This window comes from Nonomuraea sp. NPDC003707, from assembly GCF_053587055.1.
This window is the reverse complement of sequence record NZ_JBSFNK010000007.1, coordinates 441,511-459,452: the sequence shown is the minus strand read 5'-3', so window position 1 is coordinate 459,452 and position 17,942 is coordinate 441,511. Positions and strand designations below refer to the sequence as shown.

13 protein-coding genes are annotated in these 17,942 nt (G+C 72.3%); 10 read left to right on the top strand and 3 right to left on the bottom strand.

What is annotated here, in order from left to right; genetic code table 11:
- Positions 1 to 21 precede the first annotated feature (21 nt).
- From ACWDRB_RS21700 to ACWDRB_RS21665, 8 genes are read left to right on the top strand one after another with little or no spacing between them, the layout of a single operon-like run.
- A complete protein-coding gene (locus tag ACWDRB_RS21700) occupies positions 22 to 1,578 on the top strand; it encodes an ABC transporter substrate-binding protein (protein ID WP_355198524.1) in 1,557 nt (518 codons plus the stop codon).
- A complete protein-coding gene (locus ACWDRB_RS21695; protein ID WP_449896246.1) occupies positions 1,578 to 2,531 on the top strand; it encodes an ABC transporter permease in 954 nt (317 codons plus the stop codon). Before ACWDRB_RS21700 ends, ACWDRB_RS21695 begins: the two co-directional genes overlap by 1 nt.
- Positions 2,528 to 3,340 (top strand): ABC transporter permease, encoded by an 813-nt coding sequence (locus tag ACWDRB_RS21690; RefSeq protein WP_355198520.1) that lies wholly within the window; start codon positions 2,528 to 2,530, stop codon positions 3,338 to 3,340. Before ACWDRB_RS21695 ends, ACWDRB_RS21690 begins: the two co-directional genes overlap by 4 nt.
- Positions 3,337 to 4,500: an anhydro-N-acetylmuramic acid kinase gene (locus tag ACWDRB_RS21685; RefSeq protein WP_449896244.1), complete on the top strand. Its 1,164-nt coding sequence runs from the start codon at positions 3,337 to 3,339 to the stop codon at positions 4,498 to 4,500. The genes ACWDRB_RS21690 and ACWDRB_RS21685 overlap by 4 nt, the downstream gene beginning before the upstream one ends.
- Positions 4,497 to 5,558: a serine hydrolase domain-containing protein gene (locus tag ACWDRB_RS21680; protein ID WP_449896243.1), complete on the top strand. Its 1,062-nt coding sequence runs from the start codon at positions 4,497 to 4,499 to the stop codon at positions 5,556 to 5,558. The genes ACWDRB_RS21685 and ACWDRB_RS21680 overlap by 4 nt, the downstream gene beginning before the upstream one ends.
- Entirely contained in the window at positions 5,555 to 7,144 is a 1,590-nt protein-coding gene (locus ACWDRB_RS21675) for an ABC transporter ATP-binding protein (protein WP_449896242.1), read from the top strand. Before ACWDRB_RS21680 ends, ACWDRB_RS21675 begins: the two co-directional genes overlap by 4 nt.
- A 31-nt stretch (positions 7,145 to 7,175) precedes the next feature.
- Positions 7,176 to 7,604: a winged helix-turn-helix transcriptional regulator gene (locus ACWDRB_RS21670; RefSeq protein WP_350727262.1), complete on the top strand. Its 429-nt coding sequence runs from the start codon at positions 7,176 to 7,178 to the stop codon at positions 7,602 to 7,604.
- A gap of 25 nt (positions 7,605 to 7,629) precedes the next feature.
- Positions 7,630 to 8,361, top strand: a complete 732-nt coding sequence (locus ACWDRB_RS21665) for a carbon-nitrogen hydrolase family protein (protein WP_449896240.1) — start codon at positions 7,630 to 7,632, stop codon at positions 8,359 to 8,361.
- Positions 8,362 to 8,385: 24 nt separating this feature from the next.
- Here the strand turns inward: ACWDRB_RS21665 and ACWDRB_RS21660 are convergent, their stop codons facing one another.
- A complete protein-coding gene (locus tag ACWDRB_RS21660) occupies positions 8,386 to 9,189 on the bottom strand; it encodes an SDR family NAD(P)-dependent oxidoreductase (RefSeq protein ID WP_449896238.1) in 804 nt (267 codons plus the stop codon).
- Between the two features lie 74 nt (positions 9,190 to 9,263).
- Here ACWDRB_RS21660 and ACWDRB_RS21655 point away from each other — a divergent pair, with 74 nt between their 5' ends.
- Positions 9,264 to 9,809, top strand: a complete 546-nt coding sequence (locus ACWDRB_RS21655; protein ID WP_449896236.1) for a TetR/AcrR family transcriptional regulator — start codon at positions 9,264 to 9,266, stop codon at positions 9,807 to 9,809.
- Here the strand turns inward: ACWDRB_RS21655 and ACWDRB_RS21650 are convergent.
- On the bottom strand, positions 9,794 to 13,528 hold the full coding sequence (locus tag ACWDRB_RS21650) for a S8 family peptidase (protein WP_449896234.1): 3,735 nt from the start codon (positions 13,526 to 13,528) through the stop codon (positions 9,794 to 9,796). The genes ACWDRB_RS21655 and ACWDRB_RS21650 overlap by 16 nt on opposite strands.
- Before the next feature lie 250 nt (positions 13,529 to 13,778).
- Between ACWDRB_RS21650 and ACWDRB_RS21645 the strand changes: the two genes are divergently transcribed.
- Positions 13,779 to 16,766: an alpha-mannosidase gene (locus ACWDRB_RS21645; protein WP_449896232.1), complete on the top strand. Its 2,988-nt coding sequence runs from the start codon at positions 13,779 to 13,781 to the stop codon at positions 16,764 to 16,766.
- Here ACWDRB_RS21645 and ACWDRB_RS21640 read toward each other — a convergent pair.
- Positions 16,763 to 17,935, bottom strand: a complete 1,173-nt coding sequence (locus ACWDRB_RS21640; protein ID WP_363972054.1) for an ROK family transcriptional regulator — start codon at positions 17,933 to 17,935, stop codon at positions 16,763 to 16,765. The genes ACWDRB_RS21645 and ACWDRB_RS21640 overlap by 4 nt on opposite strands.
- Between the last annotated feature and the right edge of the window lie 7 nt (positions 17,936 to 17,942).

Genomic DNA, 17,942 nt, shown 5'->3' with positions numbered 1-17,942 from the left:
CGACTCCCCCAGGAGACCAACATGCCCCGTGGCGCACTCTCCGCGGTCGGCATCGCCGCTGCGCTGTCCGTCGCCCTCACCAGCTGCTCGTCATCCTCGTCCTCATCCTCCGGGCCCGCCCCGAGCACCGGCGGCGCGGCCTCCGGCAAGACCCTCGTGGTCGGCGTGACCACCGACCCGGACACGCTCTTCCCCTGGAAGGCCACCCAGTTCCAGGCCGTCAACGTGCTGCAGAACCTGTACGGGACGCTCACGGAGTTCGACAAGGACCTGAACGTGGTCCCCGGGCTGGCCGAGTCGTGGCAGACCTCGGACGACGGCAAGAAGCTCACCCTCAAGCTGAGACAGGGCGTCACGTTCGCCGACGGCAGCGCGTTCGACTCCCAGGACGCGAAGTCGTCGCTGGAGAAGATCATGGACGAGAAGACGGCGGCCGTGGCCAGGGCGTCGCTGTCGTCGGTGAAGTCGGTCGAGGCGCCCGACGCGGGCACCGTGGTGCTGGAGCTGACCGGGCCCGACGCCGCGCTGCCGGCCAACCTGGCCACGGTCAACATGGCGATGCTCTCCTCCGACGACACCGAGGAGAAGCTCAACACCACGCCGAACGGCACCGGGCCGTTCAAGCTGCGCAACCGCGTGGCGAGCCAGTCGATCACGCTGGCCAGGAACGACGCGTACTGGGGCGGCGAGAAGCCCAAGGTGGCCGCGGTCGAGTTCCGGGTCATCCCCGACGAGTCGTCCATCGTCTCGGCCATGCAGTCGGGCAACGTGCAGCTCGCGGTCTTCAACGACCCGCTCGTCGCGCAGACGGCGCAGGGCGGCGGCACGCTCACCGTGACCAAGACGCCGCAGCTCAACTACCACGTGCTCCAGCTCAACGCGCAGCACGGCGACCTCAAGGACGTCAACGTGCGCCTGGCGATCCAGTGCGCGATCGACCGCAAGCAGGTGCTCGACACCGCCGCGCTCGGCGAGGGCGAGGTGACCGGGCCGATCACCGCCCCAGCGTTCAAGTCGGACCCGAACAAGCGCCCCTGCCCGGCCCGCGACCTGGCCAAGGCCGCCGAGTATCTCGGCAAGGCGGGCAAGTCCGGTGGGGTGACCGTCAAGACCATCGTCTCCCAGGGCGAGTACGCGACCTCGGTCAACGAGGCCCAGAACCTCAAGGCCCAGCTCGCCGAGGCCAAGATCAACCTGGAGCTGGAGGTGCTGGAGTCGGGCGCGTTCGTGGACCGCTGGGTGGCCGCCGACTTCGACGCGGCCGTGGCGCTCAACGGCGGCCGCCCCGACCCGGACGGCTCCTACGGCCGCTACTTCACCAGCAAGGGCAACCTGAACAAGGTCGCCGGCTACAGCTCACCCGAGATGGACAAGCTGTTCGCCGAGGGCAAGGCGACGACCGACCAGGCCGCCCGCAAGGCGATCTACGAGCAGGTCTCGGCGAAGCTGGAGGAGAACGCCCCCTGGATCTGGCTGTTCTCCGGCTACACCTACACCGCCACGGCCTCCGGCGTGCAGGGCTTCGTGCCGATGGCCAGCGGCTCGCTGCAGTATCTGCGGACCACCTCCGTCAGCTGATGAGACGTATGCGCAACCGCGTCATCAGCACGGTGGGCACCCTGCTCGGGGTGGCCGTGCTGGTGTTCGTCATGCTGCGGGCGATCCCCGGCGACCGGATCACGGCGGGGCTCGGCACCGAGGCCGCCGCGCTCACGCCCGCCCAGCGGCAGGCCCTGGAGCAGTACTACGGGCTCGACCAGCCGCTGATCGCGCAGTTCTTCTCGTGGCTGGGCAACATGTTCACGGGGAACTTCGGCTACTCGGCCCGCCAGCAGCAGAGCGTGCTCGACCTGACCCTGCACTCGCTGCCGGTGACGTTCGAGCTGGCGGTGCTCTCGATCGTGCTGGCGCTGCTGATCGGGGTGCCGCTGGGCATGCTGGCGGCCTCCAGGGCCAACTCCCCCAGGGACGCCCTCGGCCAGCTCGTGAGCCTGGCGGGGCTGTCCGTCCCGGCGTTCCTGCTGGCCACGGCGCTGCTGTCGATCTTCGCGGCGTCGTTCGGGTTCAACCCCAACGGGCAGGGCTTCGCCATGCTCTTCGACGATCCGCTGCTCAACCTGCAGCAGATGTTCCTGCCGGCGCTGGTGCTCGGCTTCGGCATCGCGGCGCCGATCCTGCGCACCACCCGCACGGCGGTGCTGGAGGTGCGCTCGGACGACTTCGTCCGCACCGCCCGCGCCAAGGGCGTGCCGGAGCGGCGGCTGCAGGTCAGGCACGTGCTCGGCAACGCGCTCGTGCCGATCGTGACCATGACCGGCCTGCAGTTCGGCTACCTGCTCGGCGGCGCGGTCGTGGTGGAGCAGATCTTCTCCGTGCCGGGCGTCGGCCGGCAGGTGCTGCTGGGCATCCAGCAGAAGGAGTACGCGGTCGTGCAGAGCACGGTCTTGGTGATCGCGCTGGCGTTCGTGCTGGTCAACCTGCTGACGGACGCGCTCTACCGGGTCATCGACCCGAGGGTGAGGGCCTCGTGAGGAGGAGTCCCGCCCTGGTGGCGGGGTCGGTGATCCTCGTGCTGCTGGCGATCGTGGCGGCGCTGTCGTACGCCGGGCTGCTGCCGTACGACCCGGTCGCGCAGCACCCGCCCTCCCGGTTCGGGGCGCCGTCCGGCGCGCACCTGTTCGGCACCGACCAGTTCGGCCGGGACGTGTTCTCCCGGGTGGCAGCCGGGGTCGGCAACTCGGCGCTCATCGCGGTCGTCGCCGTGGTGTTCGCGACCGTGGCGGGCACGCTGGGCGGGCTCGTGTCCGGCTTCTACCGCGGCGTCGCCGACGGCGCGATCGGCGGGGTCACGAACGTGCTGTTCGCGTTCCCGCCGCTGCTGCTGGCGCTGTCGCTGGCGTCGGTGCTGGACCGGAACTGGTTCACGATCGCCGTGGCCATCGCCATCGTGTACGTGCCCATCTTCGTCCGCGTCACCCGGGGCCCGGTGCTGTCGCTCAGAGAGATCGAGTACGTGAAGGCGGCCGTCTCGACCGGCATGAGCCGCTGGCAGATCATGCTCCGGCACGTCCTGCCGAACATCACCTCGATCGTCATCGTCCAGGTCGCCCTGTCGCTGTCGTGGGCGGTGCTGACCGAGGCGTCGCTGAGCTTCCTGGGCCTGGGCACGCCGCCGCCCGCGCCGTCGCTGGGCTCGATGATCTTCGAGGCGCGCAGCCTGGTCTTCGTGGCACCGTGGACGCTGATCGCGCCGGGCGCGCTCGTCGTGCTGCTGGTGGTGGGCCTCAACCTGCTCGGCGACGGTCTGCGTGACACCTTCGACCCGCGAGGAAGACGATGAGAATTCTTGGGATGATCTCCGGCACGTCGCACGACGGGATCGACGTGGCCGTGGTGGACTTCGAGCTCGTCGGCGGCCTGCTCGAAGGCCGGGTGGGTCACACGGCGAGCACGCCGTACCCGGCGGAGCTGCGGGCCCGGCTGATCGCGGCGCTGCCGCCGGCCGAGACGACGCTGGCCGAGGTGTGCGTGCTCGACACGCTCATCGGGCAGAGCTTCGCCGAGGCCGCCGCGTCGGCGATCGCGCTGGGCGGGCCCGTCGACCTGATCGTCTCGCACGGGCAGACGGTGTTCCACTGGGTGGAGGGCACGCACGCGCTCGGCACGCTGCAGATCGGCCAGCCCGCGTGGATCGCCGAGCGGACCGGCGTCCCGGTGCTGTCGGACGTACGCGTCCGGGACATCACGGCGGGCGGGCACGGGGCGCCGCTGGTGTCGGTGCTGGACGGGCTGCTGCTGCGGGCCCACGAGGGCGGGGCGGCGGCGCTCAACCTGGGCGGCATCGCGAACATGACCGTGGTGCGCGGCGGCGAGCTGTACGCCTACGACATCGGGCCCGCGAACGCGCTGATCGACGCGGTGGTCACGAGCAGAGGACTGAACGAGCGGGGCTTCGACGCGGACGGGCGGATCGCGGCCTCGGGCCGGGTGGACGAGCGGCTGCTGGAGGTGCTGCTGGACGAGCCGTACTACGCGCTGGCGGCCCCCAAGAGCACCGGCAAGGAGCTGTTCCACCTCGGGTACGTGGAGGCCGCCCTGGCCCGGGCGGGAGGCGCGCCCGGAGACGCCGACCTGGTGGCGACGCTCACCGAGCTGACCGTCCGGACGGTGGCCCGGGACGTGCGGGCCGCCGGGGTGGGCGCGCTGGTCGTCTCCGGCGGCGGCTGCCGCAACCCCGTGATCATGGACGGGCTGCGGGCCGCGCTGCCCGACGTGGACGTGGCGCCGGCCGACGACTACGGGGCCCCGTCCGACGACAAGGAGGCCATCGCGTTCGCGCTGATCGGCTGGCTGACCGCGCACGGCCTGCCCGGCACGGCGCCGGGCGGGACGGGCGCCCGGGAGACGCGCATCCTCGGCACGCTGACGCCCGGCGCGGGGCCGCTCGCGCTGCCGGCGCCGGTCGCCGAGCCGCCGCGCTCGCTGGTGCTGACGCGATGAGCTCTCCTGACCACGATCCCCCAGCGAGCGCCCCGGCGGGGGTGGTCATGGCCGCGCGGACGCCGTGGTTCGACCTCGCCGAGTGCGCCGGTCACCGGAGCGTGCGCCGGGAGGACGGCCGGCTCGTCGGCGACGCGCCGATGACGCTGGACACCTGCCACGACCTCGCCTCGGTCACGAAGGTCGTGGCCACCACGACGGCGCTCATCCGGCTGGTGTCCGACCGGCTGGTGGACCTGGACGCGCCGCTGAGCGCGTACCTCGCCCACTCGTACGAGGCGATCACCGTGCGGGACCTGCTCCTGCACCGCGGCGGGCTGTGGGAGTGGTGGCCGCTCTACATCCAGCCGGCGCCGCCGCCCCCGCGTTACCGCCCCGGCCGCGCCCGCCACTACTCCGACCTCGGCTTCGTCCTGCTCGGCCGGATCGTCGAGACCGTCACCGGCCTGAGCCTGGACCGGGCCGTGACCGAGCTGGTCACCGAGCCGCTCGGCCTCGGCTCGACCGGGTACGGCCGCCCGGCGGGCCCCGAGGTGGCCATGAGCGCCCTGGACGACCGGATCGAGATGGTCATGCTCGACACCGGCCGGCCGTATCCCGTGCCGTACCGCAGCTCCGACTTCGCGCGCTGGCGGCGCGGGCCGGTGCTCGGCGAGGTCGCCGACGGCAACGCCCATCACGCCTTCGGCGGGGTCGCGGGGCACGCCGGGCTGTTCTCGACCGTGCCGGACCTGCTCGCCTACGGCCTGGCGATGTCCCGGTACCAGGAGCACGACCGGCTGTGGCGACCCGAGGTGGCCGAGGAGTTCTTCACCCCCGGCCCCGACGCCGGGCAGGCCCTGGGGTTCCGCACGTACGAGCTGCAGCTGTGGGACGAGACCGTGACCGTGCTCGGCCACCCCGGCTACGTCGGCTGCGCGGTCGGCTTCGTGCCCGGCCGCGACATCGCCCTGGCGCTGGCGAGCAACCGCCTGCTCGTCGAGGGCGACCCCACCCCCACCGACGCCCTCTGGGGCGGGCTGCTGCAGACCATCACGCAACGATCGAGGACCGCATGACCCCCCTCCTGGAGATCCGTGACCTCTCGGTCGCCTTCCGCACCCGCAGGCAGGACGTCACCGTCGTCAAGGGCGTCTCGATGGAGATCCTGCCCGGCCAGACCGTCGCGGTGGTCGGCGAGTCGGGCTCCGGCAAGTCCACCACGGCCGCCGCCGTCAACCGGCTGCTGCCGGACAACGGCCGCATCACCGGCGGCCGGATCATGTTCGACGGCCGCGACCTGACCGGGCTCTCCGGGCGCGAGATGACCGCGATCCGCGGCGCGGGCATCGGCCTGGTCCCCCAGGACCCCATGTCGAACCTCAACCCGCTCATGCGCGTCGGCGACCAGATCTCCGAGGCGCTCGAGGTCCACGGCGTGGCCACCGGCAAGGCGGCCCGGGCCCGCGTGCTCGAACTGCTGGACCTCGTCGGCATCCCCGACCCGGCCCGCCGGATCGGGCAGTACCCGCACGAGTTCTCCGGCGGCATGCGCCAGCGCGCGCTGATCGCCATGGGGCTGGCCTGCCGGCCGAAGCTGCTCATCGCCGACGAGCCCACCTCCGCGCTGGACGTGACCGTGCAGCGGCGCATCCTCGACCAGCTCGAACAGCTCACCGCCGAGATGGGCACGGCCGTCCTGCTCATCACGCACGACCTGGCGCTGGCGGCGGAGCGGGCCGACGTGGTGGCCGTCATGCACGACGGCCGGATCGTCGAGACCGGGCGGGCGGCGGAGATCCTCGCCGAGCCCGCGCACGAGTACACCAGGCGGCTGCTGAACGCCGTCCCGAGCCTGTCGTCGGTCCGCGTGGCGGAGCCTTCTCAGGAGAGCGAGGACCTGGTGGTGGTCGAGGGCCTGCGCAAGGTGTTCCCGATCAGGGGCACGGGCGAGGAGCTGACCGCGGTGGACGAGGTCTCGTTCCGGATCCCGAAGGGCCGTACCGTCTCGATCGTGGGCGAGTCGGGCTCGGGCAAGTCGACCACCGCGAACCTGCTGCTCGGCCTCGACGACCTCACCTCCGGCAGCATCCGCTTCGACGGCACGGACCTGGCGGCGCTCGGCAGGCGGGAGCTGTTCGCCTTCCGGCGGCGGGTCCAGCCGGTGTTCCAGAACCCGTACGCCTCGCTCGACCCCCGCTACCCCGTCGGGAAGTCCATCGCCGAGCCGCTGCGCGTGCACCGCGTCGGCACCGCGGCCGAGCGCAGGAAGGCCGCGGCCGAGCTGCTGGAGAAGGTGTCGCTGCCCGCGTCCATGGCCGACCGGCTGCCGCACGAGCTGTCCGGCGGCCAGCGCCAGCGGGTGGCCATCGCCCGGGCGCTGGCGCTCTCGCCCGCGCTGGTCGTGCTGGACGAGGCCGTCTCGGCGCTCGACGTGCTGGTGCAGGCGCAGATCCTGGAGCTGCTCGCCGGGCTGCAGCGCGAGCTCGGGCTGAGCTACCTGTTCATCAGCCACGACCTGGCCGTCGTACGGATGATCTCGCACGAGGTGCACGTCATGAGCGGCGGGCGGATCGTGGAGAGCGGCACCGCCGAGGACGTCTTCGACCGCCCGTCCGCGGACTACACCCGCGAGCTGCTCGCGGCGATCCCCGGCAACAGGTAGGTTGGAAAGTCGGACTCTCTCGGAGGTGAGCATGCCCAGGGAATGCTCGATCGCCAACGCGCTGACGGTCGTCGGCGAGCGCTGGAGCCTGCTGGCCATGCGGGAGGTCCTGCTGGGCGTGCGCCGCTTCGACCAGATCGCCCGCAACACCGGCGCCAGCCGCGACATCCTCACCACCAGGCTGCGCAAGCTGGAGGAGGTCGGGCTGCTGGAGCGCGAGCTGTACGAGTCGCACCCGCCGCGCTACGAGTACGTGCTGACCGATGCCGGGCGGGCGCTGCACTCGGTGCTGCTGTCGCTCATGGACTGGGGCGACCGGTACGTCACGAAGGGCGAGCCGCCGACGGTGTGGCGGCACAGCTGCGGCGAGCCGCTGGAGCCGCTCATGGTGTGCGCGCACTGCCGCGAGCCCGTACACGTAGAGGACATGTCCGTTATACGCGTACACCAGCCGCAGTAGGCCTTTCACCCGTCACAGTGGAGGGGTGAAGATCCTCCTGGTTCAGCCCCCTCACTGGTCTCCCGACGGCCACGCCAACTTCGACGCGATCGAGGAGCTCGTCACCGCCCGCTCGGGCGACGTGGTGCTCCTGCCCGAGCTGGCCGGCGCCAGCCTGCCCCGTGCCGAATACCTGGCCAGGGTGCGCGCCCTGGCCAAGGGGGCGGGGATGACGGTCGTCGGCGGGTCCCACTACGACGGCCCGGTCAACCGGGGCGCCGTGTTCGACGCCCGGGGCGAGCTGCTGACGGAGTACGACAAGGTCCACCCCTACGACGTCGAGCTGCGCTCGGGCGTGGTCCCCGGCCTCCCGAGCGCGGGCTTCGAGCTGAACGGCCGCCGCCTGCACGTCCTGCTCTGCGCCGACCTGTGGTACTCGGCCAGCCTGGCCGGGCGCGACGGCCTCGACGCGGTGCTGGTGCCGGCCTTCTCGATCACCCGCTGGGACGGCCCCGCCCCGGCGCGCGAGCTGTGGCAGCACATGACCGTGGCGCGGGCGTACGAGTTCATGACGTACGTGGCGGTCAGCGACTGGCACCACGAGACCACCTACCACGGGCATCCCTGCGCAGGCGTCGCCGGGTTCGCCAACCCCTGCCCGCGGACCCGCGCCGGCTTCTTCACCGGCACGGGCGACGACCCGGTCTCGGCCCACGACCTGGACTTCGACCGCCTGGACGCCTTCCGGCGCGACCGCGCGGACCGCGGCTTCCGGTAGGGCTGCCCGTGCCCGCCGCGCGCCTCAGCCATGTCCCGGGGAGGGCGTGAGGGCGTCGGCGACCTGGCGGGTGACGCGGCGGCCGATGAGGGCCAGGAGCTTGCGCGGGCGGCGGGGCATCAGGTGGGCCAGGCCCAGGTTGCCGCGGCCGGGCACCACGTACCCGCGGTCGCGGTCGAACGCGCGCAGGGCGGTCGTGACGACCAGCTCGGGAGTGGCGAGCCTGGCGCCGATGGCCGCCTCCCTGGTGCCGATCCGGTCGAAGAACGCGGTCTCGACCGGCCCCGGCGCGACCGCCAGCACCTTCACGCCGGTGCCGCGCAGCTCGCTCCAGAGCGCGAGGCTGAAGTTGAGCACGAACGTCTTGGACGAGGCGTAGGTCGCGAAGTACGGGGCGACGTTGAAGCCGGCCGTGGAGCCCACGTTCACCACGCCGCCGGAGCCCCGGGCGAGCATGCCCGGCAGGAACGCGTGCGTCAGCCCCACCAGCGCGACGACGTTGACCATGAGCTCGTCGTGCTCGCGCTCCGGCGCGATCTGCGCGAAGTGCCCGGCCGTGCCGAAGCCGGCGTTGTTGACGAGCAGCTCGACGGCGATCCCGCGGGCGGCCACCTCTTCGGCGACCCGCGTGGCCGCGTCGGGGGCGGACAGGTCCTGGACGAGCACCTCGGCCCGCACCCCGTGGGCCTGGCGCAGCGAGGCGGCGAGGGTTTCCAGCGCGGGGCCGGACCTGGCGACCAGCACCAGGTCATGCCCTCGGGCAGCCAGCTGACGCGCGAACTCGGCGCCGATCCCGGAGGAGGCTCCGGTGACAAGTGCGTAAGTCATGAGTTGGAAAGTAGCACGTTCTAGTAGAACTGCGCCATTTCGTCTCAGATCTTTTAGGCTGTACCGTCTCCTTCATGGGAAGACTGCGGGCCGACGCCGAGCGCAGCATGCGTGCGATCATGGCGGCGGCGGAAGACGTGCTCAGCGCCAATCCGGTGGCCACGATGGAGCAGGTCGCCGAGGCGGCGGGGGTGGCCAGGGCCACCGTCCACCGCAGGTTCGCCAGCCGGGAGGCGCTGATCGAGGCCATGGAGGTGGCCGCGTGGCGGGAGATCCAGGACGCCGTGCACGCCGCCCGCCCGCACACCGCGCCCGCCCAGGTGGCGCTCCATCAGGCCACGGCCAACATCCTGCAGATCAAGCTCGGCTGGCGGTTCACGCTGGCCCGCCCGGTGCCGCTCAGCAAGGAGGCGCAGGCGGTGCAGTCCGAGGTGATGGACCTGTGCGAGGCGGTGTTCGGGAAGCTGCTGGGCCCCCGCGCCGACATCGTCTGGGCCCGGCAGGTCTATCTCGCGCTGCTGGGGGAGGCCGCGCACGGCTCTCCCCCAGGCTCCGATCCGGACGCGCTGGCAACGAGGGTGATCGACACCCTCCTGCACGGCGTTCAGCGCACCGCGTAGGCGCGGATCACCTCCTGCGACAGGGTGTTGCCGTTGACGTCGGAGGCCTTCAGCCGCAGCGAGACGAAGCCGGACGGCGAGCGGTCGAGCGTCGTCTCGTAACTCCGCTCGCCCTTGTCACGCAGGCGGGCCGGCTTCCAGGTGGCGCCGTCGTCGTACGACACCTCCAGCGAGACGTCCTTGACCGCGCTCTGCGGCGCGCCCTCCTGGTGGTAGAGCGACAGGCCGAGCCGGTGCGACCTGGCCTGGTTCTTCAGGTCCACGGGCGCGTCGAACGAGGCCAGCAGCAGCGGGATCACCGTCGTCGCCGTGGTCCGCTCCGAGCCGAACGTCCACACCGCCCTCGTGCGGGTGGACAGCTTCGCCCACTCGGCCTCGTTGGCGAGGTCGTACTCGATCCGGTACGTGGCCCGCTCCGGCGGGAGCACGCCCGACCCCGAGGGCAGGTAGTTCGTCTGCAGCAGCAGCTTGTCGCCCTGGTAGAGCCGGAAGTCGCTCTTCAGGCCGTGCTCGAACATGCTGGTGTACCCGTCGCCGTAGTTGCGGTCGGCGTCCACGAAGCCCTGCATCGAGATGCGCAGCCGGTCGCCGTCCCGGCGCAGCGGGTTGCGCGGGTTGATGCCGGGCATCACCGGCTGTTTGAACAGCGTCCGGCCGACCCGCTCCCCCACCTCGTAGGGGCGGAACTCCGGCGACGACATCAGGACGCGCGGCGTGTCCGGGTGCGGCCACATGTTGTTGTAGGACCGCTCCGGGCTGCCCGCCGACGAGCTCCACTTCAGCTCGGGGTCGGGGGTGACGTAGTCGGTGCGGGTGCGCGGCGTCTTGGCCAGGGGGAGGTTCGTGGAAATGGACAAGGTGTCCCACGGCTCGAAGACGAACCTGGCCTCGTTCATCGTCACGTCGTCGGCCAGCTGGCTGTGGTAGCCGGTCTCGATCCTGGCCAGCGACCTCGACCTGACCACGTACGTGAGCGAGTCGCGCACGCGGCCCTTCTCGCGCAGGTAGAGGTCGTAGACGTACGGGCTGGCGACATTGCCCTTGGCCAGGATCGGCACGGGCAGGTGGCGCAGCCGCGCGACCAGCTTCAGCCCCTCCTCGTGCGTCAGGCGCACGGTCGGGACGGCGAGCTTCACCTTGTTTCCGCCGGTGGTGACGTCGGCGCCCGGCTGGTCGCTGTAGACGGCGACCATCTTCGCCCCGGCCGCCGCGGCGGCGTTGGACTGGGTGGAGACGGGCACGCCGTCCGTGCGGCGGATCACGGCGAGCTTCCCGCGCAGGTCGCGGGCCTTGATCTCCTCGGCGCCGCCCCGCCCCGCGTCCACGGCCATGAGCAGCTGGGTGCCGTCCAGGCGCGGGTACTCGGTGGAGAAGTCGCTGAACTGGACCGGGTCGACGTACTGCGGCTCCAGGTCCAGGCCGGGCGTGGACAGCTCGATCTCGGGGGCCGCCAGCCGCCAGCGGGTGGCGACGGTGAAGGTGCCCTTGGTGACCTTCCTGGTGGGCTGGACGAACAGCCGCTCCTCGATCTGCGCGCCGGGCGAGATCGTGGTGCCGCCGCGCAGCGCGGTGCCCTGCTCGCCGGAGCGGTACCACATGAGGGCCCCGGCGGCGCCGGTGTTCCGCTTGGTCCGGTGGTCGGGCGTCTCGACCTTCACCTCGACCGCCTTGCGGGCGTCCAGCACGACCTCGGCGTTCTCCGTGATCTTCATTTCCGGGTCGCCGAGCAGGCTCTCGTTGAGCGGCTTGCCGCCGGCGGTGCTGTCCTGCGTGGCGGGCATCGTGAAGATGTGGCCGAGCACGGAGTAGGTGCCGGGCTTGACCAGCAGGCAGGTGCCGGTGCCGTATTTCTGGTCGGTGCAGGGCTGGGAGGGGTCGCCGGGGAGCAGGCGGCCGACCAGGGTGCCTTCGTCCAGGTTGAGGACGGTGAAACCGCCGCGGCCGGGGCGGCCGTCGCGGGCGATGCCGCGTACGCGCAGCTCGACGCGCTTGTCGTCGACGCTGGCGGTCAGCAGCGTGCGGACCGGGCTGCCGCCCGCGACGGCGGCCGTCAGCTCCTGGCGCACCAGCCCGCTCTCGGCCGCCTTGGCCGTGACCGTCACCTCGGCCTTCCCGCCGGCGGGCACGGTGAGCTTCGACGGCTCGACGGTGAACGCGTCGCCGGCCGACAGGTCCAGCTCGGCGGGCGTCCGGCCGAGGTTGTGGTAGCCCACGGTGAGGCTCTTCCGCTCGCCGGTGGTGAGCTTGCCGAAGCTAGCCGAGCCCGTCGAGGCCACGACCGAGCCCTTGAGCGCGGCGGCCACGTCGATGCGGCCCGCGCCCTGCTCGTCCACGGAGATGTCCTGGCCGGGCCTGGCACTGGCCATGAGCAGCGACTTCAGCTCGTTGCCGGCGATCCCCGGGCGGGCCTGGCGCAGCAGCGCCGCCGCGCCCGCGACGTGCGGGGTGGCCATCGAGGTGCCGGACAGCGTGAGGGTGCCGCCGCCCGCCTTGGCGGCGGTGATGTCCACGCCGGGAGCGGTGACGTCGGGCTTGACCGACTGGTCGGCCGTGATCGGGCCCCTGCTGGAGAACGGCGCCAGCGCGTCCCGCTTGTCCACCGCGCCGACGGTCAGCGCCTCGGGGGCATCGCCCGGGGCGCCCACGCACCCGTCGCAGCCGTCGTTGCCGGCGGCCACCACGAACAGCGTGCCGTACTGCTTGCTGAGCTGCGTCACCGCCGCGGTGAGCGGGCCGCCGGGCTCGCGGCCGCCCAGGCTCATGTTGACGACCTCGGCGTGCTTCTCGCCGGCCGCCCACTCCATGCCGTCGATGATCCACGACAGCTGGCCGTAGCCGTCGGCGTCGAGCACGCGGCCGTTGAGCAGCCGCGCGCCGGGCGCCACGCCCTTGGCGACGCCGCCCGCGCCCGTGCCCGCGATGGTGCTGGCGACGTGGGTGCCGTGCCCGTGGGGGTCGCCGGCGACGCTCTGGCCGGTGAAGTCGCGCTGGTCGGCGACCTTGCCCGCCAGGTCGGCGTGCGCGGCGTCCACGCCGGTGTCGAGGACGGCCACGGTCGTGCCGGTGCCGTCGTACCCGGCCGCCCACGCCTCGGGGGCGCCGATCTGCGGCACGCTCTGCTCCAGGTCCGGCTTCACCTTGCGGTCGAGCCAGATCTTCCGCACGCCCGCCAGCGGGCCCGCCGCCCGCAGGCTCGGGGTGGCCAGCTTGGCCAGCTCGGCCCCGAACGCCGCGGCGTCCCGGGTCGCCACCGACACGCCCGCGCCGCCGATGCTCTCCAGCGTGCGGGCCTGCTTGACGGCGGGGATGGCGGCCTTGGTGGCGTTGCCCTCGTAGGTGAGGATGAGCGGGATGGCGCCGCCCGCGTAGCCCTGCTCGGCCAGCTCGGTCACGTTGAACAGCGCGGTGTCGAGCCGCTCGGGGACCAGGGCGGCGACGTCGTCGGGGACGACGGTCACGCCGGTGTCCGTCTCCAGCACCTGGAACGTCGGCACGGAGCCGTCCGCCCGCGGCGCGGGGGTGACCGTCACCGCGCGGTGCTCGCCGTCCACGGCCCGCACCTGCACCTGGTCACCGGTGATCAGCGTGATCTCGCCGGCCGGGGCGCTCGTGAACGCCATCGGCGGGCCGGCCGCCTCGGTGCCGGCGTGCGCGCCGGGTGCCGAGAATAATGATGCGACCATGACCATGGAGACGGCCGCAACCCGCCAACGTCCCATGGACGACCTCCAGAGAATCGGTAAGCACGAATACCGAATTACTAGTCATCCGGATGGACGTTGTCTATGAGGTTGGTGTGGCCAGATCCCGACTTGTCGGGAATCCGCCACCGTCCTCCCGCGCTGCCGCCACCCGATGGCGTGCGGCGGCCCGCGCTGAGGTGATGGGGTTTGTGCATTGCCGGGCGCGATCAAGTTGCTTAACGTGCTAAAGGCTGATCTGTCGCCTTTCCGTGGGGAGCCGCCTGACATGCATGATGACCGCAACCTGGTCGAGGCCCGCCTGCAGCGGGTGCTGGACGAGCGCATCCGCCCGGCCGTGTATCCCGAGTCCGTCCCGCTGGAGGTGGCGGTCTGGCACGCGCCGGGCGAGCCCGTACCGGTCGCGGAGGGGCTGGCGGCGACGCCCGAGCCGATCGCGACCGGCACCGCGTGGGGCGCTCCGTGGGGCACGAGCTGGTTCACGGTCACCGGCACGGTGCCCGCCGAATGGGCGGGCAGGACCGTGGAGGCCATCCTCGACCTGGGCTTCAACGAGAACATGCCGGGCTTCCAGAGCGAGGGCCTGGTCTACCGCCCCGACGGCTCCCCGGTGAAGGGCCTCAACCCCCGCAACCAGTGGGTACGCATCGGCTCCCCCGTCGAGGGCGGCGAGCGGGTGCGCCTGCACGTCGAGGCCGCCTCCAACCCCGTCATCCTCGGCTACCCGCCCTTCCGGCCGACGCACCTGGGCGACAGGGAGACCGCCGGCGGCGACCCGCTGTACCGGCTGACCCGCATGGACCTGGCCGTCTTCGACGAGACCGTGTGGCAGCTCGTGATGGACCTGGAGGTGCTCGGCGAGCTGATGCTGGAGCTGCCCGCCGACGGCACCCGCCGCTGGGAGCTGCTGCGGGCCCTGGAGCGGGCGCTGGACGCCGTCGATCTCCAGGACGTCAACGGCACGGCGGCCGCCGCCCGGGCCGAGCTGACCGGCGTGCTGTCGTCACCGGCGGTGCCCTCGGCGCACCGGATCAGCGCCGTCGGCCACGCGCACATCGACTCGGCCTGGCTGTGGCCGCTGCGCGAGACCGTGCGCAAGGTGGCCCGCACCGCCTCGAACATGACCGCCCTGCTGGAGGACGAGCCGGACTTCGTGTTCGCGATGTCGCAGGCGCAGCAGTGGGCGTGGATCAAGGAGCACCGCCCCGAGGTGTGGGCGAAGGTGACCAAGGCGGTGGCCGCGGGCCGGTTCGTCCCGACGGGCGGCATGTGGGTGGAGTCCGACACGAACATGCCCGGCTCCGAGGCGATGGCCCGGCAGTTCGTGCACGGCAAGCGGTTCTTCATCGACGAGTTCGGCATCGACAACGAGGAGGTGTGGCTGCCGGACACGTTCGGGTTCGCGGCGGGGCTGCCGCAGATCATCAAGGCGGCCGGGTCGAAGCGGCTGCTCACGCAGAAGATCTCGTGGAGCCAGACGAACACGTTCCCGCACCACACGTTCCTGTGGGAGGGCATCGACGGGACGCGGATCTTCACGCACTTCCCGCCGGTGGACACCTACAACTGCTCGATGACCGGCCGCGAGCTGGCGCACGCGGCCCGCAACTTCAAGGACAAGGGCGTCGCGCGGCACTCGCTCGCGCCGACGGGCTGGGGCGACGGGGGCGGCGGCACGACGCGCGAGATGGTCGCCAAGGCGGCCAGGGTGCGCGACCTGGAGGGCTCGCCCGCCGTCACGTGGGAGCCGCCCGCGCACTTCTTCGCCAAGGCCGAGACCGAGTACCCGAACCCGCCGGTCTGGGTGGGCGAGCTCTACCTCGAGCTGCACCGCGCCACGCTCACCAGCCAGGCCAAGACCAAGCAGGGCAACCGGCGCAGCGAGTCGCTGCTGCGGGAGGCCGAGCTGTGGGCCGCCACCGCGGCCGTGCGAGCCGGGGCCTCGTACCCGTACGAGCGGCTCGACCGGATCTGGAAGACGGTGCTGCTGCACCAGTTCCACGACATCCTGCCGGGCTCGTCGATCGCGTGGGTGCACCGGGAGGCGCGCCGGACGTACGAGGCGGTGGCCGCGGAGCTGAACGAGATCATCGACACCGCGCAGCGCGCCCTGGCCGGCGACGGCGATCGCGGGGTGGTCTTCAACGGCGCCCCGCACACCCGCCACGGCGTGCCGGCAGGAGGCGCCCGGGCCGTCTCCGGCGCGCGGTGGACGGAGACGCGCGAGCGCGACGGCGGCGGTTTCGTCCTGGACAACGACCTGCTCAGGGTGGAGATCGACGCCCGCGGCCTGGTCGTGTCCGCCCGCGATCTGACGGCGGGCCGGGAGACCGTCCCGCCCGGCCAGGCGGCGAACCTCCTCCAACTCCACCCCGACTTCCCCAACAAGTGGGACGCCTGGGACGTGGACGAGTTCTACCGCAACACGGTCACCGACCTCGTGGACGCCGACGAGGTGAGCCTCGACGGCGACGGGGTCCGGGTCCGGCGCTCGTTCGGGTCCTCCACGGTGACGCAGGTGCTCACGCTGGCCGGCGGGCGGCTCGACATCCTCACCGAGGTCGACTGGCACGAGACGGAGAAGTTCCTCAAGCTGGCGTTCCCGCTGGACGTGCGCGCCGACCGGTACGCCTCCGAGAGCCAGTACGGCCACGCCTACCGCGCCACGCACACCAACACGAGCTGGGAGGCGGCCAAGTTCGAGGCGTGCAACCACCGCTTCGTGCATGTGGAGGAGCCGGGCTGGGGCGTCGCGCTGGTCAACGACTCGACGTACGGCCACGACGTCACCCGGGCCGTCCGCCCGGACTCGGGCACGACCACCACCGTGCGCGTCTCGCTGCTGCGGGCCCCGCGCTTCCCCGACCCGGAGACCGACCAGGGCGTGCACCGCTTCCGGCACGCGCTCGTGCCGGGTGCGACGATCGGCGACGCGGTGCGCGAGGGCTACTTCGTCAACCTGCCCGAGCGCCTGGTGACCGGCGCGGCGGCGGAGGTGGAGCCGCTGGTCACGGTGGACGACGACGCCGTCGTGGTGACCGCCGTCAAGCTGGCCGACGACGGGAGCGGCGACGTGATCGTACGCTTCCACGAGTCGAGGGGCGGCCGGGCCCGCGCCACGCTGACGCCGGGCCTCCCCGTCGCCGAGGTCGTCACCACGGACCTGCTGGAGCGCCCCACGGGCGCGCCGGGGCAGGGGCTGTCGGTGTCGCTGCGCCCGTTCGAGCTGGTCACGCTCCGGCTGAAGCGGGCCTAGTCGCTGAGGAGGGCGCCCAGGCGGGGCGCGTACGTGGCGTGGAAGACCAGTGAGGCCGCGCCGATCGCGGCGGCGTCGGCCGCGATCGGCGAGGTCTCCACGCGGACGGCGTGCAGCCGCCTGGCCAGCGTCCTGGTCGACACGGCCCGCGCGATGACCTCGCGGTAGAGCTCCCCCACCTCCCTGAGCGCGGGCCCGCCGAGCACGAGCAGGTCGATGTCCAGCATGTTCACCACGCTCACGGCGGCGTCGGCCAGCCGCTCCGCCACCCGTTCGATCACCCGCCGCGCCTCGGGCTCCCCCTTGGCGGCGGCCGCGCAGACGGCCTTGTGGGAGACGCGCCCACCCATGGCGGCCTCGATGGCGCTCGGGCAGCAGACCGCTTCCACGCAGCCGCGGTTGCCGCAGTAGCACTCGGGCCCGTCGGGCTCGAGCGTGATGTGCCCGAACTCGGCCGCGTTCAGCGACCGCCCACGATATACCTGGTTATCCAGAAATATCCCGCCACCGATGCCCGTCCCCAGGTACAGGTAGGCGAAGCTCGGCGTGGTCCGCGCGATCCCGGCCCACCGCTCCCCGATCGCCGCGGCGGTGGCGTCGTTGTCCACGGTCACCGGGAACCGCGTGTGCTCGTGCAGCAGCGCCTTGATCGGCACCTGGTCCCACGCGGGCAGCCTGGGCGGCGAGACCATCACCCCGTCCCCGTCCAGCGGCCCCGGGCAGGCCAGCCCCACCCCGAGCACCTTGCCGTCCGCCACCCCCGCCTCCCGCAGGATCCGCCGCGCGGCCCTGGCCATCTGCCGGATCACCGCCTCCGGCTCCAGGCCGGGCCGTACGGGCCGGCGCAGCCGCTCGACCGGCCGCCCGGCCAGATCGGCCAGCACGCACGAGATCTCCTCGGGGTCGAAGTGCACCCCGATCGCGTAGCCGGCGTCCGGGTCCACGCGCAGGATCGTGCGCGGCTTGCCCCCGCCCGACGGCACGGACCCGTCCTCGACGACGAGCCCCTCCTCCAGCAGCCGGCGCACGATCACGGACACGGTCTGCGCGGTCAGCCGGGTGCGGGCGGCGATCTGCACCCTGCTGATGCCGTCGGACGCCTGGATCGCCTCCAGGACCACGGCCCGGTTGTAGCTCCCCACCTTGGGCAGGTTCGTGCCCAGTCGCATGTGAGCC